The 26093-nt window shown below is 61.8% G+C and carries 22 protein-coding genes; 15 read left to right on the forward strand and 7 right to left on the reverse strand.

Translation table 11 applies throughout. The features are described from left to right. Window positions 1-418 precede the first annotated feature (418 nt). Complete coding sequence (locus ACVZUB_RS28130) at window positions 419-799, forward strand: hypothetical protein (protein WP_003943006.1); 381 nt, start codon at window positions 419-421, stop codon at window positions 797-799. 96 nt (window positions 800-895) lie between these two features. Here ACVZUB_RS28130 and ACVZUB_RS28135 read toward each other — a convergent pair whose 3' ends face one another. Both ACVZUB_RS28135 and ACVZUB_RS28140 read right to left on the reverse strand, forming a co-directional pair. Continuing rightward, the gene (locus tag ACVZUB_RS28135) at window positions 896-1981 is read right to left on the reverse strand and encodes an ABC transporter substrate-binding protein (RefSeq protein ID WP_030536179.1); all 1086 of its coding nucleotides are present in this window, start codon (window positions 1979-1981) and stop codon (window positions 896-898) included. Window positions 1982-2035: 54 nt separating this feature from the next. After that, window positions 2036-2866 (reverse strand): siderophore-interacting protein, encoded by an 831-nt coding sequence (locus tag ACVZUB_RS28140; RefSeq protein ID WP_042451620.1) that lies wholly within the window; start codon window positions 2864-2866, stop codon window positions 2036-2038. A 174-nt stretch (window positions 2867-3040) separates the two neighbouring features. On the opposite strand from ACVZUB_RS28140, the gene ACVZUB_RS28145 reads away from it, so the two are divergent. The 3 genes from ACVZUB_RS28145 to ACVZUB_RS28155 all read left to right on the forward strand — a co-directional run bounded on the left by ACVZUB_RS28145 (window position 3041) and on the right by ACVZUB_RS28155 (window position 6506). Further along, window positions 3041-4624: a helix-turn-helix transcriptional regulator gene (locus ACVZUB_RS28145; RefSeq protein ID WP_311094074.1), complete on the forward strand. Its 1584-nt coding sequence runs from the start codon at window positions 3041-3043 to the stop codon at window positions 4622-4624. A 157-nt stretch (window positions 4625-4781) separates the two neighbouring features. Continuing rightward, window positions 4782-5897: an agmatine deiminase family protein gene (locus tag ACVZUB_RS28150; RefSeq protein ID WP_037130621.1), complete on the forward strand. Its 1116-nt coding sequence runs from the start codon at window positions 4782-4784 to the stop codon at window positions 5895-5897. 36 nt (window positions 5898-5933) lie between these two features. Next, window positions 5934-6506 (forward strand): TetR/AcrR family transcriptional regulator, encoded by a 573-nt coding sequence (locus ACVZUB_RS28155; protein WP_482627964.1) that lies wholly within the window; start codon window positions 5934-5936, stop codon window positions 6504-6506. A 3-nt stretch (window positions 6507-6509) separates the two neighbouring features. Here ACVZUB_RS28155 and ACVZUB_RS28160 read toward each other — a convergent pair whose 3' ends face one another. Then, window positions 6510-7166 (reverse strand): TetR/AcrR family transcriptional regulator, encoded by a 657-nt coding sequence (locus tag ACVZUB_RS28160; RefSeq protein WP_058038401.1) that lies wholly within the window; start codon window positions 7164-7166, stop codon window positions 6510-6512. A gap of 167 nt (window positions 7167-7333) precedes the next feature. Between ACVZUB_RS28160 and ACVZUB_RS28165 the strand changes: the two genes are divergently transcribed. From ACVZUB_RS28165 to ACVZUB_RS28190, 6 genes are read left to right on the forward strand one after another with little or no spacing between them, the layout of a single operon-like run. Beyond that, window positions 7334-8722 carry a flavin-containing monooxygenase gene (locus ACVZUB_RS28165; RefSeq protein ID WP_482627965.1) on the forward strand — a complete coding sequence of 463 codons (1389 nt, stop codon included), beginning with the start codon at window positions 7334-7336 and terminating at the stop codon, window positions 8720-8722. Next, the gene (locus ACVZUB_RS28170) at window positions 8719-9873 is read left to right on the forward strand and encodes a serine hydrolase domain-containing protein (protein ID WP_482627966.1); all 1155 of its coding nucleotides are present in this window, start codon (window positions 8719-8721) and stop codon (window positions 9871-9873) included. The genes ACVZUB_RS28165 and ACVZUB_RS28170 overlap by 4 nt, the downstream gene beginning before the upstream one ends. After that, window positions 9870-10910 (forward strand): NAD(P)-dependent alcohol dehydrogenase, encoded by a 1041-nt coding sequence (locus tag ACVZUB_RS28175; protein ID WP_165638454.1) that lies wholly within the window; start codon window positions 9870-9872, stop codon window positions 10908-10910. Before ACVZUB_RS28170 ends, ACVZUB_RS28175 begins: the two co-directional genes overlap by 4 nt. A gap of 19 nt (window positions 10911-10929) precedes the next feature. Beyond that, the gene (gene casG / locus ACVZUB_RS28180) at window positions 10930-12591 is read left to right on the forward strand and encodes a steroid-24-oyl-CoA synthetase (RefSeq protein WP_165638455.1); all 1662 of its coding nucleotides are present in this window, start codon (window positions 10930-10932) and stop codon (window positions 12589-12591) included. Then, on the forward strand, window positions 12588-14333 hold the full coding sequence (locus tag ACVZUB_RS28185) for an N-acyl-D-amino-acid deacylase family protein (protein ID WP_083056266.1): 1746 nt from the start codon (window positions 12588-12590) through the stop codon (window positions 14331-14333). The genes casG and ACVZUB_RS28185 overlap by 4 nt, the downstream gene beginning before the upstream one ends. Continuing rightward, on the forward strand, window positions 14323-15111 hold the full coding sequence (locus tag ACVZUB_RS28190) for an SDR family NAD(P)-dependent oxidoreductase (RefSeq protein ID WP_054188276.1): 789 nt from the start codon (window positions 14323-14325) through the stop codon (window positions 15109-15111). Before ACVZUB_RS28185 ends, ACVZUB_RS28190 begins: the two co-directional genes overlap by 11 nt. A 1-nt stretch (window position 15112) precedes the next feature. Here the strand turns inward: ACVZUB_RS28190 and ACVZUB_RS28195 are convergent, their stop codons facing one another. The 3 genes from ACVZUB_RS28195 to ACVZUB_RS28205 form a co-directional block, all read right to left on the reverse strand. Next, entirely contained in the window at window positions 15113-15592 is a 480-nt protein-coding gene (locus ACVZUB_RS28195) for a carboxymuconolactone decarboxylase family protein (RefSeq protein ID WP_003943220.1), read from the reverse strand. Next, window positions 15589-16713, reverse strand: coding sequence for an NAD(P)H-dependent amine dehydrogenase family protein (locus ACVZUB_RS28200; RefSeq protein WP_007730283.1), 1125 nt, complete (start codon window positions 16711-16713; stop codon window positions 15589-15591). The genes ACVZUB_RS28195 and ACVZUB_RS28200 overlap by 4 nt, the downstream gene beginning before the upstream one ends. Before the next feature lie 61 nt (window positions 16714-16774). Continuing rightward, window positions 16775-17455, reverse strand: a complete 681-nt coding sequence (locus tag ACVZUB_RS28205; protein WP_482627967.1) for an NUDIX hydrolase — start codon at window positions 17453-17455, stop codon at window positions 16775-16777. Window positions 17456-17533: 78 nt separating this feature from the next. On the opposite strand from ACVZUB_RS28205, the gene ACVZUB_RS28210 reads away from it, so the two are divergent. Beyond that, window positions 17534-19471 (forward strand): O-acetyl-ADP-ribose deacetylase, encoded by a 1938-nt coding sequence (locus ACVZUB_RS28210; protein ID WP_482627968.1) that lies wholly within the window; start codon window positions 17534-17536, stop codon window positions 19469-19471. Window positions 19472-19496: 25 nt separating this feature from the next. Here ACVZUB_RS28210 and ACVZUB_RS28215 read toward each other — a convergent pair whose 3' ends face one another. Next, entirely contained in the window at window positions 19497-20234 is a 738-nt protein-coding gene (locus ACVZUB_RS28215) for a helix-turn-helix transcriptional regulator (RefSeq protein ID WP_054781200.1), read from the reverse strand. Window positions 20235-20410: 176 nt separating this feature from the next. On the opposite strand from ACVZUB_RS28215, the gene ACVZUB_RS28220 reads away from it, so the two are divergent. The 4 genes from ACVZUB_RS28220 (at window position 20411) to ACVZUB_RS28235 (ending at window position 26082) form a co-directional block, all read left to right on the forward strand. Continuing rightward, on the forward strand, window positions 20411-22156 hold the full coding sequence (locus ACVZUB_RS28220; RefSeq protein ID WP_404650242.1) for an amidohydrolase: 1746 nt from the start codon (window positions 20411-20413) through the stop codon (window positions 22154-22156). After that, window positions 22143-23579, forward strand: a complete 1437-nt coding sequence (locus tag ACVZUB_RS28225) for an amidase (RefSeq protein WP_482627969.1) — start codon at window positions 22143-22145, stop codon at window positions 23577-23579. Before ACVZUB_RS28220 ends, ACVZUB_RS28225 begins: the two co-directional genes overlap by 14 nt. Continuing rightward, complete coding sequence (locus tag ACVZUB_RS28230) at window positions 23569-24702, forward strand: nitrilase-related carbon-nitrogen hydrolase (protein ID WP_197486202.1); 1134 nt, start codon at window positions 23569-23571, stop codon at window positions 24700-24702. The genes ACVZUB_RS28225 and ACVZUB_RS28230 overlap by 11 nt, the downstream gene beginning before the upstream one ends. A 237-nt stretch (window positions 24703-24939) precedes the next feature. After that, complete coding sequence (locus ACVZUB_RS28235) at window positions 24940-26082, forward strand: Ig-like domain-containing protein (protein WP_482627970.1); 1143 nt, start codon at window positions 24940-24942, stop codon at window positions 26080-26082. Window positions 26083-26093: the final 11 nt, after the last annotated feature.

Here is a 26093-nt window from a genome sequence, read left to right on the forward strand (position 1 = left end):
AACGGCGAAAGATGCGAGAACAGCTGCGGGAGTGCATCTTCGAGCGGAACGAGCGCATCATCCATATCCATTGCCTTCCCTGAGAAATCGTTCAGCCCGCCTTGCGAACAACACCAGCTTTGTCGAGCTACACCGCAAGCCGGCTGGCCGATGGCTGGAAAGTTAGTACTTTCGTTGGAGCCCAGCACGATTGGGCTATTCACCGCCCAATACAGGCTTCGTATACCGATACGCGTTGCAGGACAACGATTCTACAAACGGTCACGCACTCAGCGATTCATGAACCGCCGCTGGCTCGAAAACTGGATCCCCTTGCGGTAATTGCGCTCCGGGTAGAGCATGGGCACCACACCGTCTTCGATTACCGGAGGTTACCGTGACGAATCTCGTACGCCGACTATCTGCCTGCGTATCCATAGTGGCCGTATCGGTTCTCGCGCCCGCAGCCGTTGCCTCCGCTGCGGTCACCGTTCCGTTCCAAATCAACCCGGCGCCGTTCGGGAACCCAAACGGCAGCTTCGACGCACCCCCTGTCCACTGTGTGGCGGTAGTCGGCGAACAACCTGGCACGGTGACGATCACCGGCGCCAAAGACGAGCGGTGGGGTTGCATGCTTTCGACGGAAGTGCGCTGGATGAACCTCTCGACAGGAGCCTCCGGCACCGGTCGGCTTTCTGGCGACAACCAAGGAACCCCGGGAGAGGCAACCCTGCAGACTGGAGCCGGGCAAGTTGCCGTCGCCATATTGCCTGCCGCCGGACCTGTCACCCCGGGTTTCGCAACCTTCTTCGTCCCATAGGCAACCCTCAAACCCGGGACACCTGCTGTACGAACGACCCGTCGCCACACAATCGTGTGGCGACGGGTGAGGGCTTTCCGTTCTCCAGTTGTACGCCTACAGCTTCGCGCTGATGAGCGGCACGATATGTTCAGCCGCCCACATCGTTCCGATCGGGCCACCGCTCGTGATTGCCCACAGAACGTCGCCACCGTCGGCGGTGCGAGGAGGCAGAGCGACCCAACGACCGGAGGACACCGCTCCCAGCGCTTGGAAGAGCTTCCCGCCGGTCAGCTTGTCGAAATCCTCCTCGCTGCCGGCGGCACTGCGGCCGATCAGCAGGAAGTCCGCATCGATGTTCTCGAGAAGTTCCTCGCCGACAGTGCTTTGGGTGACGAACTCCTGTGCACGCGGGTTCTCGGCAAAACCGAGCTCGCCCAAGAAAGTTGCCGGAGCCGAATCGGGCGCTGAAAGGTACTGCAGCCCATTGCCGGTTCCGTAGAAGATCGCCCAGGTTGCGGTCAGGCCAGTGAGTTCAGGGTTCTCCTGACGCACCTTCGCAAAATACCGATCATGGTCCGCCACGATCTTTTCGGCTGCCTTCGAGAGGTCGAGTGTCTCGCCGAGTACGCGGATCGATTCCTTCCACGGCACGAGCATCCGCGACTTCGTGTCGGGGCTCGTCACCACCGGTGCGATGGAGGACAAACGTTCGTAGTAATCGCCCATCGACAAACCACCCAGGCCGTCGGCCCAGCCGACGGCGACGATGAGGTCAGGTTCGCTCGCGGCGATCGCTTCGACGGGAAGTGTGCCGCCCATCGCGAACTCGAAGGTGTCGAGATCCTCTGCGCCGTAAGGCAGCAAGTACGACTGGGAAGCCGACTCCTTGACCATCGACGAGGAGAGAACGGGTTTGACGCCGAGCGCGAGGAGCATTTCCGTGTCGACGGCATTGGGGACGATTGCGGCAACCCGCTCCGGGCGCTTCTCGAGAATACTTGTACCATATGGCGATTCCAGGGTCAGCGGGTAAGTAGTCGTTCCTTCCGCAGCGGGAAGGGCGTTCCCCTCCGAACCGGGAGTGGACGCCGTTTTCGAGTTTTCGGCCGAGGCCGAGCACCCGGACACAAGGAGCGCTGCGGCGAGCGCGGCCCCGATCAGTCCGATGATCCGTGATCGTCTGGTGCGCAGGACTGTCATTTCTGCCTTTCGGTGTTATCGAGCGCTTCGGTCTTACCGAGCGATGGAGCCGGGTCAGGAATCTGTGCGCACTGTGTCGCTGCGTTTCCAGTAGCCGGTGAAATCGATGTCGGTCTTCGCAATTCCTCGATCACGAATCAAATGACGCCGAAGCGAGCGAATCGTCGCCTGTTCGCCTGCAAGCCAAGCGAATACGCGTCCGTCAGGCCATTCGACTGCACTGACCGCGTCGAGCAACAAAGAATTAGTGCCGGGCTCCGCCCCCTCGCGTGGCAACCACGTGACACTCACCCCGGGCAACTCGCGCACCGATTGAATGTGAGCCGAGTCCGCAATTTCGACGAACACATGCCCCCTGGCATCGGCAGGCAATTCCTCGAGCAGACGTGCGATCGCAGGTAGCGCCGTCTCGTCACCGACGACGAGCAGATACTCGCAATCTTCCGGGAGTCCCTGCGATACAGAGGGACCCGCGATGTGCATTCGGTCGCCCGGGCCGGCGTCGCGCGCCCAGGTGGTAGCAACTCCACCGCCGTGAACGACGAAATCGACGTCGAGTTCACTTGTTCGCGGATCGTAACGGCGCACGGTGTACGCGCGGGCAAGTGGACGGCGTCCCGCTGCGAAAGTCACAGTGCCGTCGACTATCACAGGCAAGACCGGATCGGTTTCGCCAGGATAGGCGAACAACAATCGGAGGTCGTCGTCGAAGCCGGTGCTGACGAAGGCGGGCTCGGCAAAGCCATCGGCGTTTGTGAAGGTGTCGAGCTGCGCTCCGGTGAGCGTCACTCTCCGCATGCCCGGCGTCACGTCTGTCACCCGACGTACCTCGAGTTCACGCAAGGTGACTGAGTACGCCGTTGTCGGACGGGTGTTTCGGGGCACGGAAAGACTCCTCGGAAGCGCACAGACGGGGGGGGTTCGACCCACGCTCGATCACGGCGGAAGGGCCATTGAATAAAGCTAGCCTCCCCTAATCGGCTACGGTTATCCGTGCGTGCCGACTTCTTACACTCATCGGTGGCTGCGTGAGAAAGCATCTGAATCGGGAGGGCATACGTGGGACCACGGTTGGTGTTCTCCGCGGGCGAAGTCCCCGAGATCCCCGCGTCCCGACTCTCCTTGATCGCGAATGCACGTGAGCCACTGCTCTTCTGGGTACACACCGGACACGCGGAACTACAGATTGGCGACCGCACCCGCAGCGTGACCGCTGGGGCGGCAGCCTGGGTGCCCGCGGGAATCGCCTACAGCATCCGAGTCGACCCGGGAGCGGTCGCCTTTCCCATTCCGATGCCCGCTGCCGACCTGCCGCCCACGTTGAACCGGATCATCGATTTCGAGATCCCGGCAGCCTGGCAGGACTGGCTCGTCCACCAGTTCGCGCACAACTTGGGATTTCTGCGCGGTGGGGCGACTGTGGGGGCCGGACTACTCGAGCTTGTCGCGGGGGCCCATTCCAACGACGCCGACGCTTCGGTGTCGTACGCCCCACCGAATTTGCCACGCTCGGCCGAGACCCTCGAGATCGCTCGCACGCTTCTACGGACGCCAGCCGACGACACGGAGCTTTCCCAGTTCGCCCGGCAACTCAAGATCGGCGTCCGCACCCTGCAGCGCCGATTCACGGAGGAGACGGGGTTGCCTTTCGCGCGTTGGCGCACCTCGGCCCGGATCGCGGCAGCAATCGCATACCTGAACTCCGGCCGCGAAATCGGATGGACGGGTGGGCAGGTCGGATTCGCGACGCCCGCGGGATTCACCCGTGCCTTCCGTGAACACACCGGTGTGACACCCAGTGACTACACACGTGCAAACCAAGGCTCAGCGCCGATCCATGAGAACGAGACCTTGGCACAGAGCGTCGCACTCTTGTCCGAGGAAGGCGCCCACTCAGGCTCGGCGCCGATACCGCCGACGATTCCCGCAAGCGGAACGTGGGCCAGGGTCAACAACTTTCACGTCATCGTCTGGATCTACCGAGGCTCCGCCCGGGTCACTTTCGGCGACCGAACCTGGAATCTGAGGCGGGGCGACGCGATGTGGCTTCCCGCGGGAGTACGCAACAGCGTCGAGATCGCGGAGGGTTCGCTTCTACTTCCGCTCGGATCCCAGCCTGGCGACTCTCCCGTCACTGCACCGCCGCCACGAGTGCTGCACTTCGCGCGCGAAGCGGAGGCGTATCTGTTGCACACGGTCGTTGCGAATTACACCCTTCTGCGCCCCGAGATCCATGACCCAGCGAGGATCTCGAGGCTGATCCGAAACAGCGCGGCGACGCGGACACCCGGCGGCCGAACCGATCCTGTCGAAACGATCCTTACCGCACTCCGCGCGGACCCCACCGATTCGCGCACGCTGCCGGAGTGGAGCGCTCGACTCGGCGTCGACGAGGGCCTGCTCCACAAACGCTTCGTAGCGGCCACCGGCCAGAGCTTCCCGCGCTGGCGCGGTCAGTTGCGGATGACCCTCGCCCGCGCTTACCTCGAGGAGGGCTTCTCGGCCGGAGAGACCGCCCGTCGACTCGGCTACGCGCACGCGTCCGGATTCACCAAGGTCTTCATCGGTGCCCACGGCATGTCGCCCCGGGACTACCAGCGCCGCGGATGGCGGGGAACGGTCGAAGGACTCATCGACTCGTGACCTTCCGACGGATGAGTCCTTCGATCCGTCGTGTCGTCCCCCGAAACGGTCCCGAACTGGCACTACTCACTTGACTAAATTTTCAGTCAAGGTTTACGCTCCATGCAAGCGGGACGCGGACCGGGCGCGCACGCACACAGCACAAGGAGTCACCGCAATGCAAAGACGTCGGTTCATTCAGGCAGGCGCCGCTGCGCTCAGTGGCCTCTTTTTGGCAGGTTGCGGCGATTCCGACTCAGCCTCGGGCGGGAGCAATGGAGACGACGATCTTCGCGAGTGGGTGATGCCGGAAGAGGGTGATCCACACAAGCGCACCTGGATGGCGTTCGGTGCCAGCGAAGCGATCTGGGGAGCAGCCCTCCTGCCCGAGGTCCAGCGCAACCTCGCGACGATCGCGCAGACCATCGCGCAGTTCGAGCCCGTCTCGATGCTTGTTCGTTCCGAGGAACTGGACTTGGCTCGCTCCCTCGTCGGCCCATCGGTCGAACTGATCGCCGCGCCTCTCGACGACCTCTGGATGCGCGATACCGGCCCCGTATTCGTGAAAGGCAACGGGACCAAAGCGGGTATCGATTTCAACTTCAACGGTTGGGGCGAGAAGCAGGATTTTGATCAGGACGGCCAGGTCGCAGCCTTCGTTGCCGCCCGTGCGGGAGTCGAATCATTGCCTACCGACCTGATCCTCGAAGGCGGCGGCATCGAGGTCGACGGCGAAGGCACAGCCATCATCACCGAAAGCTGTGTACTCAACAACAACCGCAACCCGGGATGGTCGAAGTCGGACGTCGAAGCCGAACTCGGCCCCCTGCTCGGTCTCGACAAGATCATCTGGCTACCGGGAATCGCCGGCAAGGACATCACGGACGGCCACACGGACTTCTACGCCCGTTTCGCACGCCCAGGTGTCGTGGTCGCAGGCCTCGACACAGACCCGGAGTCGTTCGACCACGACGTGACCGCACGTCACCTCGAGATTCTCCAGAACGCGACCGACGCACAGGGACGGAAGCTGGAAGTGGTGGTCCTCGAGGCGCCGGTCGCGATCAGGCCCGACTTCGAATCGGACGATTTCGCAGCCGGATATATCAACTTCTACGTATGCAACGGCGCGGTCATCGCACCCGAGTTCGGTGACCCCGAGGCCGACCAGGCCGCCAGAAGTGAATTGGAGCGCCTCTTCCCCGACCGCCGTGTCGTGCAGATCAACATCGACGCCATCGCCGCGGGTGGTGGCGGCATTCACTGCACCACCCAGCAGGAACCCGCGGACTAGAAACCTGTCCCGACCACCCTCGTAGAATTCGGACTCGTGTCGAACCGCCAAACGCAAATCTTGGAAGCAGCAGTCCGCGTCATTGCCCAACACGGCGTACGCGGGCTGAGGGTGGAGACACTCGCTGCCGAGGCCGGAGTGTCGACAGCACTCATCTACTACCACTTCCAGAACCGTGCAGGTGTGCTGCGCCGGGCCCTCGATCACATCAACGATCGCGCCGCGCTGTACACCGAAAGCGCCTTCACGGAGACAGACCCTCGTGCGCAGCTCGAGCAGATGCTCCTGCTGGAGTTTCAGAATGCCCCGAAGATTCGAGAGAACAGCATCGCCTGGGGTGAACTCCGAGCAAGCGCAGTCTTCGCCGACGAACTGCGCGAACCGCTACGCACCACGACGCAAGAGTGGGCAGACGACGTCAAATCTTTGATCCGCCAAGCGCAGGACGCCGGACTCGCTGACCCGGAGGCAAGCCCGGCCGACGCCGCCGAGCGACTCACCGCCCTGGTCGAGGGTTTGAGTGAGCGCTGGCTGAGCGGCTCGATCCCCATCGAACGAGCCAGAGAACTGCTCACCGGCGCGATCAGTGTGGAGATCGATCCGAGCTAGCCTCTACCGCTCGCCGACGCCCTTCGATTCCGGAGACAGAGCCGGGAACCAGATGTCGGTCAGAACTTCGGCGGCCTGAATCCGCGTCACATCGATTGTCCCCTGCACGGCCCAGCGTGTGAAGAATCGCTCCAACTGACTCACGAGCAGTTCGACGCGCAACCGTGCCTCGTCGTGCTGTTCCTCCGGCCAACGGCCCAGGTACTTGGGCATGGCATTCGGTAGTTGGGTCATACCGTCTCGCGCTGTCTCGCGGAACTCCGGTTCGAGTGCCACGGCCTCGTCCCACGCCGGCAGCAGGCGTTTGTTCTCGTCGAACCAGTCGAAGGCACGCTCCAGCCAAGCCGTGAATTCCACGCGAGAGTTCGTGTCGAGGACCCGATCGAGATCGATGTAGAAAGCGAACGCACTCGCCGCCATCCCGGCCGCGCCGATCGTCTTGAGCATCTCCACTTTGCTGGCGAAATGCACGTAGAACGTGGCTCTACTGCATCCGACGACCGAGGCGATGTCATCGACCGTCACGGCCGCGTATCCCCGTTCCTCGAACAGAGTGCGTGCGGCGTCCACGAGTTTGGCCCGCGTCGCTCGTTTCTGCTCGTCGCGAAGTGTTCCCCGCCTGTTCTTCGGGCCGTCCGTAGTCGTGCTCACGTCGCCCACCTTGCTCGCATTTCAACCTCCTGGCAAATCACCGACTCGCCGTCACCAAAAAACATTGCGTCATTCATTGACACAACGTCAGCGAATGGCGCACTATGACTCAAGTCACTTCTCGGGCTTCGATTCTTCTTCTCGCACGCCCGAGACAGAACAGAAAGCGATGGCGAATGAGCCCCTCCCCCTTGCCGAGCGTGTGCATCATCGGCGCCGGGCCTACCGGAATCACGACGGCCAAGCGAATGAAGGAATTCGGAATACCCTTCGACTGCTACGAAGCGTCCGACGAGGTCGGCGGAAACTGGTACTACAAGAATCCCAACGGGATGTCGGCCTGCTACCAGAGCCTGCATATCGACACGTCGAAGTGGCGCTTGGCATTCGAGGACTTCCCGGTCTCCGCTGACCTTCCCGACTTCCCGCACCACTCCGAACTCTTCCAGTACTTCAAGGACTACGTCGAGCACTTCGGGCTGCGTGAGTCGATCATCTTCAACACCAGTGTTGTTGCAGCAGAACGTGATACAGACGGGCTGTGGACCATCACGCGCTCGGACGGCGAAGTTCGCACCTACGACGTCCTGATGGTCTGCAACGGACATCATTGGGATCCCAACATCCCGGACTACCCAGGTGAGTTCGACGGGGTCCTCATGCACAGCCACAGCTACAACGACCCGTTCGACCCGGTCGACATGCGCGGCAAAAAGGTAGTCGTGGTCGGAATGGGCAACTCCGGCTTGGATATTGCCTCCGAACTGGGCCAGAGATACCTCGCCGACAAGCTCATCGTGTCGGCTCGCCGTGGAGTCTGGGTACTGCCGAAATATCTCGGCGGTGTACCCGGCGACAAACTGATCACCCCGCCCTGGATGCCGCGTGGTCTACGACTGTTCCTGAGTCGTCGATTCCTCGGCAAGAATCTGGGAACGATGGAAGGCTACGGTCTGCCGAAGCCGGACCACCGCCCCTTCGAGGCCCACCCGTCGGCCAGCGGCGAGTTCCTCGGACGCGCCGGGTCAGGCGACATAACCTTCAAGCCTGCCATCACCAAACTCGACGGAAAGCAGGTTCACTTCGCGGACGGCACCGCCGAGGACGTCGACGTGATCATCTGCGCCACCGGCTACAACATCAGCTTCCCCTTCTTCAGTGATCCGAATCTGCTGCCGGACAAAGACAACCGATTCCCACTGTTCAAACGAATGATGAAGCCCGGCATCGACAACCTCTTCTTCATGGGACTGGCGCAGCCCATGCCGACACTCGTCAACTTCGCCGAGCAGCAGAGCAAACTCGTCGCGGCCTACCTGACCGGCAAATACCAACTGCCGTCTGCGAACGAGATGCAGGAGATCACCAAAGCCGACGAGGCGTACTTCCTCGCCCCCTATTACAAGTCGCCGCGGCACACCATCCAGCTCGAGTTCGATCCCTACGTCCGCAACATGAACAAGGAAATCGCCAAGGGCACCAAGCGTGCTGCGGCCTCCGGAAACAAGCTACCTGTTGCCGCGCGTGCAGCAGCACACGAACTCGAGAAGGCGGATCGCGCATGAGTCTGGTGAACGGTCACTGCGACAACGAGTTCGACGCCGTCCGAGCGGCTTTCGAGGCTCAACTCGAATCCGGTGAAGAACTCGGCGGCTCCGTTGCCATCACCATCGACGGAGAATCCGTGGTCGATCTCTGGGGCGGGTACGCCGACGAATCCCGTACCACTCCTTGGGGCAGCGACACCATCGTCAACACGTTCTCCATCACCAAGACCATGACGGCCCTGTGTGCGCTCCTGCTGGTCGAACGCGGCCAATTGGACGTGTACCAGAAAGTTGCTCACTACTGGCCCGAATTTGCGGCAAACGGTAAGGAAGACATCGAAGTTCGCCACCTCCTGTCGCATACGTCTGGCGTCTCCGGTTGGGAGCGCCCGATCGAACTGACGGACATCTACGACCTCGAGGCGTCCACCGCTCGCCTCGCTACCCAGAAGCCTTGGTGGACCCCGGGTACGGCGTCGGGCTATCACGCGATCAACTACGGCCATCTCGTCGGTGAGGTCATTCGTCGCATCGACGGGCGAACTCTCGGCAGGTTCTTTGCCGAAGAGCTTTCCGGTCCACTGGGAGCCGACTTCCATATCGGCACGTCCGCAGAGCATTTCGGTCGAATCGCCACCATGGTTCCGCCGCCCGCGTTGGAGTTCGACCTGTCCACGCTCGACCAGGACAGCATCTTCATCAAGACCCTGACCTGCCCACTGCTCGACTACCCCGAGGTCAACACCGCACCCTGGCGGGAAGCCGAGATCGGCGCAGTCAACGGCCACGGCAACGCACGTTCTATCGCTCGGGTCCAATCCCTGATCTCGAACGGTGGTGTGCTCGACGGCCGGAAGCTGCTCTCGCAGAGCACCATCGACCTGATTTTCGAGATCCAAGCCGACGGTATCGATCTCGGGATCATGACACCACTCAAGTTCGGCATCGGCTACGGACTGCCACATCCGGTTACCGCGCCACTGATTCCGGACGGACGCACCTGCTGGTGGGCAGGTATCGGCGGCTCGATGCTGGTCAACGATCTGGACCGACGGATGACCTTCGCCTACGTCATGAACAAGATGGCACCGGGCCTGATCGGATCCGACCGCAGCAACGCGTACCTGAGCGCCGCATACAACTCCGAGGTCAGCGAGGTCAGCTCATGAAGGCAGCCCAGCTCATGGGGCCCGGGCTCCTGGAAATCAACGACGTGCCGGTCCCGGAGATCGGCCCGTCGGAACTACTGATTCGGGTGGGCGCAGCGGGAATCTGCCACTCCGATCTCCATCTCCTGCACTTTCCGTACAAGATGCGCGAAGAACCGCTGACTATCGGCCACGAAATTGCCGGAACGATCGAAGCCGTCGGGAGTGGCGTCGACGGCCGTTCCGTCGGAGAGCGTGGCGTCGTCTACCTCTGTTGGTCATGTGGACAGTGCCGAGAATGCATGAGCGGCAACGAGAATATGTGCCTCGCCGCTGGACGCACCGCGATGCCGCCCTGCCCCGGGCTTGGTCCCGAAGGCGGGATGGCCGAGTACGTCAAGATCCCGGCTCGCTCATTCGTACCCATCGGAGACCTCGACTTCCTGCAGGCCGCACCTCTCGCCGATGCGGCACTGACGAGCTACCACGCCATTCGCGGTGCCCGCGAACATCTCCAGCCCGGTGCCACCGCCGTCGTGATCGGCGTCGGCGGACTCGGTCACGTTGCAGTACAGATACTTCGCGCAATCAGTGCCGTGCGCATCATCGCCGTCGATGTCGGACAGGATCAACTCGATCTCGCCAAACGTTGCGGCGCCGACATCACGCTCGAATCGGGACCGGACACCGCGCAGCACATCCTCGACCTCACATCGGCCAGAGGCGCAGAAGTCATCTTCGACTTCGTCGGCATCGACGCAACTGCACAGATGTCCGTTCAAGCGGTTGCGCCGAACGGCGCGTATCGCATGGTAGGTCTCGGAGGCGGAAACCCCGGAATCACTGCCGAAGCTGCCGGCGGACCAGGCTGGCCGTGGGGCGCATCGATCCGGAAGTCGTACGGCGGCACCAGAAACGACCTCGCCGATTCCATCGCCCTGGCACAGGCCGGTCTGGTAACCGTAGAAGTAGCCCGCTTCGACCTCGCTGATGCCCGCGACGCACTCGACCGTCTCGAACACGGCAAGGTCACCGGACGCGCAGTGCTCGTACCCTAATCTTCGAAAGGCACTTCACGTGACTACTTCCGCTGATACACAAGCATTCATCGCGTCCGTCATGGCCGGGCTGACCGGCCCCGGTGGTCCTTTCGAGATGCAAGTCGAGGATGTACTGGGCAGTTCGATGCCCGTCATGAAGAACCGTGACAAGGCACTCGGCGACGTGCTCGCTGCATCCTTCGACTACGGATCACGCGACTATCTGGTGACCAAGGACCGACGCTTCAGCTACCTCGAGCACGGCGAGGCCGTAGCAGCATTGGCGACGGCGCTCCGCGAGCGGTACGGCGTCCGCAAGGGTGATCGGGTCGGCATACTTGCTGCCAATACGCCGGAATGGGTGATGACCTTCTGGGCGGCTCAGTCCCTCGGTGCCATCGCCGTCGGATTCAACTCGTGGTGGGTGGCCCGCGAGGTGGCGTACGGCATCGATCACACCACCCCCACAGTGGTGATCGCCGACGCCAAACGCGCGCAGATTCTTTCCGAACTGAACACCGATGTTCCCGTACTCACGATGGAAGAAGATCTACCTACCTTGATGGAGAAGTATTCGGGATCGACACTGCCCCGTACTTCCGTCAACGAGGACGATCCGGCCGTCATCCTGTACACGAGCGGAACCAGTGGCCGCCCCAAGGGGGCTGTTCACAGTCACCGAAACGTGTTGGCCGTCATCGACTACCACCGCTACAGCGATCGCCTCGCTGCGGCGTTCACCGGAAAAACCAGCGACGGCCGACCGAGTGACTTGCGGTATCTGCTGACCGCGCCGCTGTTTCACATTGCAAGCCTGCATAACCTGGCGATCCCACGACTCGCGACGGGCGGAGCGGTGGTCATCCATCAGGGCGCCTTCGACGTCGACGAAGTCCTTTCCCTCGTCGAACGCGAGAAGGTCACAAACTGGGCGGTGGTCCCCACCATGGCAACCCGTCTCCTCGAGTACGGCAGTCTCGAGAAGTACGACCTGACCTCACTGAGCGCCTTTGCGCTCGCGTCTGCGCCGTCATCTCCGGCCTTGCAGGACCGACTGCGCGCACGACTGCCTTTTGCGCAGCACACCTTGGTCGACAGCTACGGGCTCACCGAATCCTCCACCGGCATTTCAGTTGCCACACCACCGGAACTTGCCGCGTTCCCCGGAACTCTCGGCCGGCCGATCATCGGGGTGAGCGTGGAGGTGCGCGACCCCTTCGGTGTTGCAGTCCCCGACGGCGAGGAAGGTGAGATCTGCGCGCGCAGCGCCTATGTGATGTTGGGGTACTGGAACGACGAGACCGCGACTGCAGCCGCTATCGGTCCTGATCGATGGCTCCGAACCGGCGACTTCGGAGTATTCGAGGACGGCCGACTCCGCCTGACGGGTCGCCGATCCGACCTGATCCTGCGCGGCGGCGAGAACGTCTACCCTCTCGAAATCGAGCAGACCATCGACGAGCATCCCGCCGTACTCGAATGCGCTGTGATCGGCATTGATTCGGCAGACCTCGGCCAAGAAGTTGCAGCCGTCGTCGTTTTGCGGAGTGAGGGAGCCGCCGGCGAAGAAGAACTACGCGACTACGTCGCCGAACGACTGGCTTACTTCAAGGTGCCGGTGAAGTGGAAACTGAGCACAACTCCTCTGCCCCGCAATGCAACCGGAAAAACGATACGTGCAAAGGTGGTTCTCTCATGACCTACGACGCCGTGATCAACAACGGTCTGTGGTTCGACGGCACCGGGGCCAAACCAGCTGTCCGCAATCTGGGTATCCGCGATGGGTTGGTTACTGCCATCTCCCTCGATCCACTCGACGAAACCAACTGTCCCCGTGTCATCGACGCCAGGCGCAAGTGGGTGATCCCGGGCATCGTGGACATCCACACTCACTACGACGTCGAGATCCTCGAAGGCCCGGCGCTGAGCGAATCTCTCAGACACGGGGTCACGTCGATCTTTGTCGGATCGTGTTCCCTGTCCACCATTCACGCCAGCCCCTCCGACGCGGGTGATCTCTTCGGCAGAGTAGAGGCAATTCCGCGTAAGCACGTCGTCGACGCACTCAACCGTGCCAAGACCTGGAACTCTGCGAGCGAGTATGTTGCTGCACTAGAGGCGCTTCCGCTAGGTCCCAACGTTGCAGCCTTCATCGGACACTCCGATATGCGGGCCGCCGAGATGGGACTGGATCGTGCTACCAGGAAGGACGTCCATCCCACAGACGCCGAACTCGCGTCGATGGAAGCACAGTTGACCGAAGCTCTCGACGCAGGATTCGTCGGGATGTCCAGTCAGCAATTGTTGTTCGACAAACTCGACGGCGAGACCTGCCGCTCACGCACGCTGCCGTCGACGTATGCAACCACGAAAGAACGACGCCGACTCAATGCGATCCTGCGCCGTCGGGGACGGGTATTTCAGGCCGGACCTGACCTCTCCAACCCGATGAGTACCGGAGCGATGGCGTTCTCCAGCGCGGGTATCTGGCGTAAGCGACTCAAGACGAGCATGCTTTCGGCGGCCGACATCAAGTCCAACAAGTTGGCCGTGGTGATACTCGGCCCACTGGCACACTTGGTCAATCGACTCGGCGGCGACCTGCGCTGGCAGCACCTACCAGTTCCCTTCGAGGTATATGCCGACGGCATCGACCTGGTTGTCTTCGAGGAGTTCGGATCCGGCGCTGCAGCACTGCATCTGACCGACGAGATGGAACGCAACGTCCTCATGCAGAGCGAGGATTACCGTCGACAATTCCGCAAGGACTACGACCAGAAGTTCGGTGTCAAAGTTTGGCATCGCGATTTCTTCGACGCCGAGATCGTGTCCTGCCCCGACGAATCCCTGGTCGGCAAGAGCTTCGGGCAGGTCGGCGTCGAACGTGGCGGCCTCCACCCTGTCGATGCATTCCTGGATCTGGTCCTCGAACACGGCACGAAAGTGCGTTGGCGCACAACCATCTCGAACCACCGGCCGGAGGTTCTGGACAAGTTCGCCCAGGACAATGGCGTCCAACTCGGGTTCTCCGACGCCGGAGCGCATTTGCGCAACATGGCGTTCTACAACTTCGGCTTACGCCTACTACGACGTGTCTACGATGCCCAAAAGGTCGGCCGTCCGTTCATGACCGTCGAGGCAGCGGTGCATCGTCTCACCGGTGAACTCGCCGAGTGGTACGACGTCGATGCCGGGCACCTTCGATTAGGTGATCGCGCCGACCTGGTTGTGATCGATCCCGCTCATCTCGACGATTCGCTCGACGCGTACGCGGAAAGCCCGGTTGTGGAGTACGACAACCTCTCCCGCATGGTCAATCGCAACGACCAGACCGTCACCGCAGTGTTCGTCGGCGGCGAGTACGTCTTCGGCGACGGAGAAGCAGCACCCGTTCTCGGCAACCGCCGAACCGGAAAGTTCTTGAAAGCAGGTGCCCATTAACACGTCCAGATTTGCCGGGAAAACAGCAGTCGTCACTGGAGCAGCATCAGGTATCGGTGCAGCCATCGCACTAAGGCTTATCGACGAAGGCGCACAGGTAGCTGGAATCGACATCGCTGCAGAGGGTTTGAAAGAGATAGCCTCCCAGCAGGGCGGGGCTTTCCTCGCCGTTCCCACTGACGTCACCAAGGAATCCGATGTTGCCGAGGCCCTTGCCGCGGCGGCGGCGGAATTCGGCGGTATCGATCTGGCTTTCAACGTTGCCGGTGCGTCGAGGGTGGGGCAGATCGTCGACCTCGACGAGGCCGACTGGGACTTCACCATCGACCTGGTGCAGAAGGGCGTCTTCCTCTGCACCAAACATGAAGCGCGGCATATCCGAGAGCATGGTCGCGGTGGTGCGATAGTCAACGTGTCCTCATTGAACGCGCACGTGCCGAGCCCCTACGGGAGCGCATACGCGACAGGCAAAGCCGGAGTCGAGATGTTCAGCAAGAATGCCGCGATCGAACTGGCTGCGTCGGGGATCCGGGTCAATGCCGTTCTACCCGGCCTGGTCGACACGCCACTGGTCGCGCCGGTCATGAACTACGAACCCGCCCGCGACATGTTTCTCAGCCGAATCCCCATGTCCCGAGCAGCAACTCCCGACGAGATCGCGGGCCCCTGCCTCTATCTCGCCAGCGACGACGCCTCGTACATCACCGGAACCAGTCTGGTCGTCGACGGCGGCTGGGAGGTCTCGAACTACCCGGATCTGACGACGCTGGGCAACTAGTTCAGTTGCCGGGCAACACACATTGAGTATCGAGGCCGAGGACGTGGTTGAGCCTGCCGAAGGCCAACCACGATCCGAGGCACATGCTCAACTCGACGATTTCTCGCTGGGAGTAGTGAGCTGTCATGCGTTCCCAGAACTCGTCGTCGAGCCCGTGGTGGTCGAGGGCGTATCTCTCGGCGTATTCGGCAGCGAGGCGCGTCCTGTCGTCGAAGGCATCGGTGGTGCGCCAGTCGGTGACAGACTGATCGAACGTCGACTCCACAGTCTCGCCGTCACGCTCGGTGCGCCAGTCCTGACAGAAGATGCACCCGTTGATCTGAGCGATCCGAAGCCTGGCCGCCTCGAACTCGCGGAGTCCGAGAGTGCCGTCCGTGTAGACCTTTTGGGAGAACCCGGCGGCCGCGGGTCCGATGCCGGGGACCATCTCTCCCCACACGTAGCCGATCGGATTCTTGCCTTCGGGTATGTCGATATTCATGTGAGTACCTCCGAGTTTCGGGCACCGAGCTTGCCGACGCCGGGTGTGAGCGGAACGTCCAGCGCGTCGTAAAGACCGGGTTCAGCCTGACGTAGCCAGGGAATTGCGTTGACGAGACGTCCTACGGCCGTGGCATTTCCACCGGCCGCGCGGTTTCCACCTTCATCGGTGGCTTCGACGTTGATCTCGATTCGTGGTCGTCCTTCGACGATCACCTTGTGCGCGCCGTCGCCGCCGTCGGGCGGGAGCGGCCAGTCGCGGGCACAGGACGGATGAATACGCGTGACGTGTTCGATCACGATCAGGGGTTCCCCGCCGACGATTCCCTGAACCTCGAATCGCAGTGCGCCTTGGGTGCCGACCGCGAACTCCCCCATATGTTCGGTCGACACGGTTTCCTCGAGCGGGCGGCGCAGCAAGGTCTCGCGGATCTCGTCGAGTTCCACCCCGAGTGCCCGCGCGATGAGCCGAATCTGCCCGCCCCAGACCATGGTGGGTACGGTCGGCGCGACCATGGGAGGTTCGTAGTCCATCGGCTGACCCATCCCGATCAGGTAGCGGACAGAATCCGGCTGTTCGTAGGTCGTGTAGTCGAAGATTTCCTGACACCGGATCTGGTCGATTGTCCCCGCGAGCCCGCTGACGAGAATCGGCAGGATGTCGTTGCCCCAGCCTGGGTCGATACCGGAGACGAACAGAGCCCCGCCGCCCGCCTTGGCAGCAGCTTCGACGGGATCACGGAGTTCGGGAGGCGCAGATTTCGGGTCGTACAGCGCATATACGGACGGCGTGACCACCACAGCTCCGGCGGCCAGTGCCCGCGTGATGTCGGCAACCGCGTCGTCGGGCCGAATGTCGCCGGACGCCGCGTAGACCACCGCGCCGGGAGACGCTGCGAGCACGGCATCGGCGTCGTCGGTAGCCGCGACGCCCAGGTGCACTCCCAGATCGGCGAGGTCACCGGCGTCTCGCCCGACCTTCTCGGGGTTCGCAACGATGACGCCGACAAGTTCGAGGGCCGGATTGGCTGTCACAGCGCGAATCGATGCACGCCCGACGTTGCCGGTACCCCACACGACAGTCGGAATCTTGGACTCGGCTTCATTCGAAACTGCACCCATCAATCGGACATTACCCAGCTCAGCGCGTCAGGTCAGCAGAACTGCAAGAATTCGTTTCACTTCATCCGGTCAAAAATGCCATTGCCTGCGCAGTCAGTGCGCCCTCACCCCGCCTCCGGTACGTCTCGGCGGGTCGGCCGTTACCTGGTCTGCTCATCTCGCCGGTACTTTCGAGCGCGTCGAGCACCTGCCGGCGGAAGCTGTCCTTCTGGAACGGACGATCGAAGATCACCTCGTACAGTCTCCGAAGTTCGGCGACAGTGAACGTCCCGCCCGACAATCCGTCCGGATCCACGTACGACGCATACCTCGTGCGTAGGTCCGTGACCGCGAGTCGCACCATGTCGGCGTGATCGAATGCGAGTCCGCTCACTGCCTCGTCGTCGTACACATCGACGAGAAGCGCCGAATCGGGCAGTGCCGATTCCGGTAGGCAAGCCGTGTGTGCGACCGACAAAACCCATCCACGGTCGTCGCGGTCCGGTCGGTCGAAGATCGCCAACTGGTGGAAGCTCGTCTGGGCCAACTCTGCCTTGACCGACAGGGCACGATCGGCTGCGGCCGTGAGCAATTCGCGTTCGTGCAGAAATGTTCCCGGTAGCGCCAGCGCACCGAGACGGTGCCGAACCACCAGAACTTTCAGAGATCCACCGCTGTACGTCAGCACCGCGACGTCCACTGCCACAGACGGACGCGGATAGTCCGTCAATCCCTTACCGCTCGCGCCTGTCCATTTATTCACCCTTGCATGTTATCTCAAACATGATCTATGGTTAGCGCAAAGTTGATCAAACGATCATCGCGAACCGAAGAGGTGGCCATGAAACTCACCGCACAGCAGTCCGATCGAGCGGCCGGCGTTCTGCTCGGCACCGCAGCAGGAGACGCGCTCGGCGCCGGCTACGAATTCACCTACCCGAAGGCCGAGGTCACGATCGACATGATCGGTGGCGGCCCGTTCGACTGGGCGCCGGGAGAATGGACCGACGACACCTCGATGGCAGTTGCGATCGCCGAGGTGGCCGCTACCGGAATCGACATCGGAAGCGCTGACGGTCTCGATGCCATTGCAGCACAGTTCATCCGGTGGTACGACTCGAAGCCCGCGGACATCGGCAACCAGACGCGAGCAGTGTTGTCCGTCCGCTCCGAAAGCGCAGCGGCGATGGCGGATTGTGCGCGAGCGATCAGCGGCCGCAAGGCCGGCAACGGCTCGCTCATGCGGACTGCTCCCGTCGCCCTCTCCTACTTGGACGATGCAGAAGGTGCCAGGTCGGCAGCGCACCGGATCAGTTCACTCACGCACGACGACCCGCGTGCCGGACAGGCGTGCGAGTTGTGGACCCATGCCATCCGCCATGCCGTTGCCTCCGGCAACTTCGACGGTGTTCGCGGCTTCCTCTCCGTTGCCGATCAGGACGTCGCCGAATACTGGGGCCCGCTGCTCGATCAGGCCGAAACCGGGAACCCGCAGGACTTCTCCAAGAACGGTTGGGTGGTGCATGCACTTCAGACTGCTTGGTGGGCAATCACTTCCACGGACAATGGCGATGCTCGCCACCTCCAGTACGCATTGGAAGCGGCAGTAAGAGCCGGCGGGGACACCGACACGACGGCGGCCATCGCGGGTGGCCTCCTCGGCGCCCGCTGGGGAGCGTCGGCGGTTCCCGCCCGTTGGCGCCGAATCATGCATGGCTGGCCGGGATACCGTTCCTCCGATCTGATTCGCCTGGCAATAAAGACCGCTCGCGGCGGTACCGACGACAAGAACGGATGGCCGTCGACGGCAGAACTCGACTACTCGAGGTTTCGCGGAACCCACCACCTGACGACGCACCCGCACGACGACGGCGTCATGCTCGGCGGCGTCGATGCGGTGTCCACTGCAGACTACGACGCCGTGGTCAGCCTGTGCCGCATGGGAACACGACAGGTCGCCCCTGATCACGTCGAGTTCTGGTTGGTCGACGACGGTCACGATTCCAACGCCAACCTCGAGTTCGTTCTCGACGACGCAGCGCGCACCGTCCAGGCGTTGCGGGCCGAGGGAAAGCGCGTACTCCTCCATTGCGTTCAGGCGCACAGTCGCACGCCGTCGGTTGCAGCGCGATACTCGATGTTGATCGGACGTGATCCCTACGACGTACGCTCGGCTATGCCGTGGGCTCGCCCGAAGCGTGAACTCTGGAACACGGCAGTCGGAGACGCGTCCGTCGGACACACAGCCGTCGGATACACAGGAGGATCCATGCCCGCTATTACAGTCGTCGAAGGTGACATCACGACGCTGACCGTCGACGCCATCGTCAATGCGGCCAACTCCAGGCTCCTCGGCGGCGGCGGTGTCGACGGCGCGATCCACCGTGCCGGTGGACCGGAGATCCTGAAGGCTTGCGAGGTATTGCGCAACACCAGCCTTCCCGACGGCCTGCCGGTGGGTGCGGCAGTAGCCACCACCGCCGGAAAGCTGCACGCCAAGGCCGTGATTCACACCGTCGGCCCGAGGTATTCGCGCTCCGAGGACCGATCCGGTCTGCTTCGGTCGGCGTACACCCGCAGCCTCGCCGTGGCCGACTCGATCGGCGCCCGTACCGTCGCCTTTCCGTTGATCTCGGCAGGGGTCTACGGCTGGCCGAAGGAAGATGCCGTCCGACAGGCCGTTTCAGCGATTCGCGCGGCGAAGACCGAGGTCGAGACGGTCACACTGGTCGCGTTCAACAAGGAAACGGCAGACTTGATGCGCCGCGCCATCGACTGACCTTCGGACGGGACAGTCAACTCCCTCAGCCGTGCACCAGGCGTGACACCAACTCGGTGCGTGTATGCACGCTCGACTTTCGATACACGTGTTGCAGGTGACTCTTCACGGTTGGGACGCTGATGAACAGCGCACGGGAGATGTCGATGTTGCTCGCACCCTGTGCCAGCAGTTCGACGACGTCGCGCTCCCGAGCAGATAATCTCCAATGTTCCGGCACTGCAGAAGAACTCGGGGCACTGGGCATTTGACCGAGCATGCAATAGGACTGTTCGACGAATCCATGAGACTTCTGCAGAAATTGCATCTCTTCCCTCGAGAAGTCACCGTCGCGGGCACTTCGGAGCAGGGAAACGCCCGCCACGATGCGCCCGGCATGACGCAGATACAGTTCAGCCTCGTATCGATAACCCATCGGGCGAAAGAAGCCGTCGTAATAGTCGGTCTTGTCGAAACGCTGGCCAATGTCGTTCGACGATGCGAGGTCGGCGCCCGATTCGGCGAACCTACGCGGATGAAAAGGGTCCAACTCGTGAAAGTGCCTGGTGTAGCGACCATTTTCCTCAGGACACACCCGATCGAATACGTGCATGTCGGCATTCATGCTGCGATCAACGGAATAGAAAACCATCCCGGACACGCGAACGAACCTGGCAAGAAACTCCATCGCGTTGCGTTTGAATTCGATGTTGCGAGCGAACTCGTTGTTGCGTCGGATCGGTTGGAGATTCGGTGCAACGAGATCCGACCGAACCACCGACATATCGCGCTCCTCCACAACGAACCAGTACGACGCTACCTGCGGCCATAATCACTGGTCAAGACCGATCGGACTTCATCCTTTCGGATGATTCTCCCCCAGCCCGGCCGCTCATAGAGTGCTACTACCTGGCGAGCCACACGCGGTGGACTCGTCGAGATGCACGGAGGTAGGTCCACGTGAGCAGAACACTCATCCGATCGTCGAAGGTCCTGACCTTCGACGATGCGAACCCGGTCGTGGAAGCGGTACTCGTGGACAACGGCGTGATCCTCGAGACGGGCAGGTTCTCCGACCTGGTCGAGTCCGCTGGCCCGAACACCCGGGTCATGGAAGCCGGCGACGCGGTCGTCATGCCAGGACTCATAGACACCCACCCGCACGTCATGCACTTCGGTGCACTTCGCGGCGGCCTCGTCGACTTGAGTGATGCACTCGATCACGCCGATATCGTCGAGCGCATCAGTGCTCGGGCCGCCGTCACCGCACCCGGCGAGTGGATCATCTGCACGCCGGTCGGTGAAGCCCACTACTTCATTCGCCGATCGTGGCGCGACCTTGCCGAGCGACGATTGCCCGACCGTCATGTCCTCGACCGGGCGACCTCCGACCACCCTGTGCTCATTCAAGCGTGGGCGCCGCGTACTCCGAACATCGTGGCGTTCAACAGCGCCGGCTTGCGTGCTGTCGGTCTGTCGGACTTCATCCCTGATCAAGTGTGTGATGTGGAGATCGAGAAGGACGAAGCCGGACGTTTGACAGGAATACTTCGCGGACCGGTGAACAACTACTACACCTACGACCCGTTCTGGGGACAGATCCTTCTCAAGCTCCCACCACTCGATCCCGATCACGCAGTACCCGGTGTACTCGACGAAATGGCTCGCTTCTCCGCCCACGGTGTCACCACTTTGTACGAGGGACACGCCATGGAACCGATCCACATACAGATGTATCAACATCTCCGTACATCCGACATGCTCACCATGCGAGTCCAGGCCACTCACGACGTGGAGTCGGTCATCTTCTATCCCTTCGAACCGTTGTCGCTGCACGAGTTCGACGATCGATTGAAATCACTTGCGCCGCAATCGGCCGATAGCGCCGACGACATGTTGCGAATCGTCGGTATGACCATCAGCCCTGGGGGACCCTGTTTTGCAGGGCATTTCGCCATGCACGAAACCTATACCGATCCTTTCGGCAGGCCTACCAAGGGAAATCGCTTCGTCTCACTAGAGAAAGAAGAATCGTACGTTCGATTCTGCGCGGAGAATGACGTTCGGGCCAACATTTGTATCGGTTCCTACCGTGAGCACGACGACTTTCTCGAGATCGCCGAGCGTGTCGTCATCGAACACGATTTTCGAGACAAGGCGTGGATTCTGCAGCACGCGATCACCATAAGCCCGGATCACGTTCGCCGGTACAAGGCACTCGGTTTCCAGATCACCACTTCTGTCGGATTCGCATGGGGCAAGGGCGCAATGTACGACGAACGGATCGGCCGGCACATATGGCGTGACATGGTCCCCTTGAGGCGCCTACTCGACGCAGGCCTCGACGTCTCCGGCGGGTCTGACTGGGGACCGAAGAGTCCATGGGAACAGATTGCACTTGCACAGACGCACGAGATTGCCGGCACAGACCTGAGAAACGACGGTCCGGACCAGGTCATCAATCGCCAGGAATCTCTCGCTATGTGGACCACAAGCGCAGCGAAGATCCTCGGATGGGACGAAATCGGATCCATCCGACCCGGAAATCACGCGGACATCATCTTCGTCGACCGCGACCCTTCGACCTGCGATCTCGACGAATTGAAGGACATTCGAGTGCATCGAACCATGTTGGGCGGAAACATAGTTCACGACGACGCCGTCCTCCCTGCCGCCACCGAGGGGATCTTCGATGAAGCCGAATGAGTACACCGAGCATGACGCCACGGGCCTCGCCGAACTGATTCGCGACAAGCAGGTGTCCGTTGACGAAGTTCACCAGGCAGCACGCACCGCGATCGAGACCGTCAATCCGACGCTGAACGCCGTCGTCGAGGGCCCGTGGGATCGAGCCCTCGATTGCAACGAACAGGGACTATTTGCGGGGGTTCCCTTTGCACTCAAGGATTTTGCCGTACACGCGGCCGGAGTACCGACCAGGTTCGGAAGTCGGCTGGCGGGCGAAGGTGCAATCTTTCCTCACGACACCGAACTGATGACACGATTCCGGGCGGCAGGATTGGCTGCTGTGGCGGTGACCACCACACCGGAATTCGCGTTCAACGGAAACACCGAACCTGTTGCTCAAGGCTCGACGCGCAATCCGTGGGACACCGAACGCAGTGCCGGCGGATCGAGTGGCGGATCAGCGGCATTGGTCGCAGCGCGAGCCCTTCCCATCGCTCACGCTACCGACGGTGGAGGGTCGATCCGAATTCCGGCGTCCGCCAACGGGTTGGTGGGTCTGAAACCGAGCCGGGGGCGTGTACCAGTGGGCCCTGACTCGAGCGAACCACTCTCAGGGCTGGGGGCCGAGTTGGGGCTCGCCCGATCGGTGCGTGACTGCGCAGCGTTACTCGATGCCGTGAGCGGGCCGGCCCCGGGAGACAAGTACGTGATCCGTGATCCCTCGCGACCATACTCCGACGAGATCAACCGCTCCCCGGGGCGTTTACGCATTGCGATCCACACTCAGTCGTGGTCCGGAGATCCAGTGAACATCGAGGTCGCGAATGCCGTGTCCTCTGTCGGCACGGTTCTCGAGGGGCTCGGGCATCACGTCATTCCCGACACGCCGGTCTTCGACTGGGATCAGTTCGTCGAGGCCAACCTTCCGGTGTGGAGTGTCTCTCTTGCCGAAGGCGTCGATGCACTTGCCGGAGCTTTCGGTGTGACCCCGGGACCCGAGAACCTCGAGGCGACAACCTTGGCCTGCGTGGAGTACGGACGCCGAGTCACGGCCATTCAACTCGCTCGAGCGCTCGCCGTCTTCAACCAGGTGTCCCGCTCAGTCGGAACGTTTTTCACGAATTACGATCTATTGCTCACCCCGACGCTCGGTGAGCCACCCCAACTGTTGGGCGAACTCGATTCCAATGACGCATCACTCTCCCCTAGCGAATGGACTCGCAAGTTGTTCGGCATCTGTTCGTTCACTCCACTTTTCAATGCGACGGGCGGACCGGCAATCAGCCTGCCGCTGGGTTCCACGCGCTCGGGGTTGCCTATCGGCGTTCAACTGGCCGCGCCCATGTGTGAGGAGGGCACCCTGATAGCGGTTGCATCCCAATTGGAGAAGGTCGTGCCGTGGGCGCATCGCATACCGAAGGTAAATGCCGGTGAATGCTGACTCGGCCGCAGCTCCCATCGCCCCCTACACGGCGATTGGTCTGTCGACGGTGGTGCGCAACATCGAACACCGATCGCAGATCAAGGCAAACCTCGACACCATCGAGGAAGCGATTCACGCTGCGGTGTCGACAGTTTCGATCAACATGCCTGTCAAACTGATTGCGTTGGCAGAAGGCGCGTTGACCGGGTTCGGGGACGAAGCCTTCGACATACCTCACGTGAAGGCAGCACGGGAGATGTTCATCGACATCCCCGGCCCCGAGACAGATCGACTCGGCGGACTTGCCAAGCAGTACGGGGTCTACATCATCGCTCAAAGCAAGGCGCGGTGGCCCGAGGTCATGGCTGATCGATTCTTCAACTCCATGGTGGTGATCTCCCCGGCAGGCGAGGTGATACATCGCGCCACGAAGAATCACGTCTGGTGTCGAGAACGTTCCTGCACGCCTCACGATGTCTATGACCGCTGGACCGAACTGTTCGGCGACAGCATCGACGCATTTTATCCCGTTCTGCACACTTCGGACATCGGTTCGATCGGCACAATCTGCTGCAGCGACGGAGAGTATCCGGAAGCAGTACGCGCCTTGGCTTTTCAAGGAGCCGAGGTCGTGTACCGCCCGAGCGAGGCGGTTCCGATGACGCATGCAGGACCGGACCCAGGGGGAACATGGCTCCTCCAGAACCGTGCGCATGCGCATTTCAACAGTCTGTACATGATCTGCCCGAACACCGGACCGGTCTATCCGACTCAGTCGGCGTTACAGTCATTCGACATCGCCGGCGGAAATTCACACGTCGTGGACTACCACGGAGCGGTACTCGGCCACACCGTCTCCGGACACAATTCATTCGTGTCGGGCGTGATCGACATCGAAGCATTGCGCCAGTTCCGCGTCATGAACTTGAACTCCAATTGGCTCAAAGACCTCCGTACCGAACTCTTCCGTCGGATGTACGACGAACCGATTCATCCTGCAAACCTGTGGCTCGAGAGTAATCCCGTTCTCCATGCCGACGCCGACAAGATATACCGGGCCAACATCGCCCGATTGCTCGCCCGCGGGGCGTACCGAGAACCTGCATACGACTTCCGCGGCGCTAACATCACCCCACGTTAAAGCAGTGCAGAGCGGTCGGAGAAGTGGAGAAATTTCACCGGTTGGACGTTTGTCCAACAATTTGTCCGAATCGCATATTTCGCGGCTCGCTCTGTGTTCTACTCCTCTCCAGGGTTTGAGCTGGTGGTGAGCAAACGACGAGACGTATTCGATTCTCTGTCAGCTCGAGGCTGGTTCCCAGACCCGGCTTCAAGCCGAGAGCTCGATCTTGTCGAGCGCTACTCAAGGAGAATGTGAATGGTGTCGACGTTGATGCGCCGAGGAGTGGGGGTGGCCGCGTCGTTGACCGGATGCGTTGCCCTCGTGATCGGCGGAGCCGGAGTCTCGTCCGCCGCTGATGTGGACCTTCCGTTCACGGCATCGTGCCACGGGTGGCAGTTCCCCGGACCGATCACGCACAACGAGACGCGTGATTCCGGCGTCACGATCAGTGCGCCGGCCGTGGTCCCGCCGAACTCCACCTTCACATACCGCCTCGCGCCCAAGCCGATGACGGTCCCCAAAGACGGTTACGACCTCAGGTCCGTCGTGAACTGGACGCGTCTCAAGTTCGATTTCGACATCCCCGCAGGCACCACCTACGTGGGGGCGCAGATCGTGGCGGGCACCAGCTCGAATCTGGGTGGGGTCGCCCCGACGATCACGCGGGTGAACGATGCTGGTTCACCCGATCCGAGTGGGACGCATCTTCGTATCTCCGGCAACAACATCACCGCGGGCAACGGACCCAACACCGACGACAACGGCGGCGGTGGAATCGAGGTCGGTGGAGGAAAGACGTTCCAGCTCCCGGCAGTCGACGTCACCGTCACGTCCGGGGCTGTCGGCACCCAGATCAAGCCCATGCTGCGCGTGTCCGACACCAACTCGGGTTCCTACGACAGTGCCGCCAACTACCTGACCTTCCTGCAGCAGGAGACGCTGCTCGGTGGAGTCAAGTACTGGCTGACCACCAATTGCTCACCGCGCGACAATCGTTCCGCCGGATTGAACGCGGGCGGCCAGCCACTCGCCGTGATCAAAGTCGACTCCAGCCTCGCTCAGACACAGACGCGAATCGACGCACCCGGTAAGGCCGTCGTCGGTGACTCCGTGGAGTTGACGGCAACGGTCACTCCGTGGCCGTCGGGAGGAACAGTGCAGTTCCGTGACGGTGGGGTAGACCTCGGCGCTCCGGTGGCTGTCGTCAACGGTGTCGCAAAGGCCAACCGCACGATGACAACAGCGGGCGACCACAACATCACGGCGTACTACACGGGATCGGCCGGCTTCATGGAGTCGATGTCGGGTGCCGTGACGATCAACGTCGTCGAACCGTCCGAGCCCGAGCCTGGCACCGGGAGCCTCGGCAGCCTCGGCATCCCCGGATTCGGGTCGTGAAAACTGTGAGC

Source organism: Rhodococcus sp. OS5 (assembly GCF_056837585.1).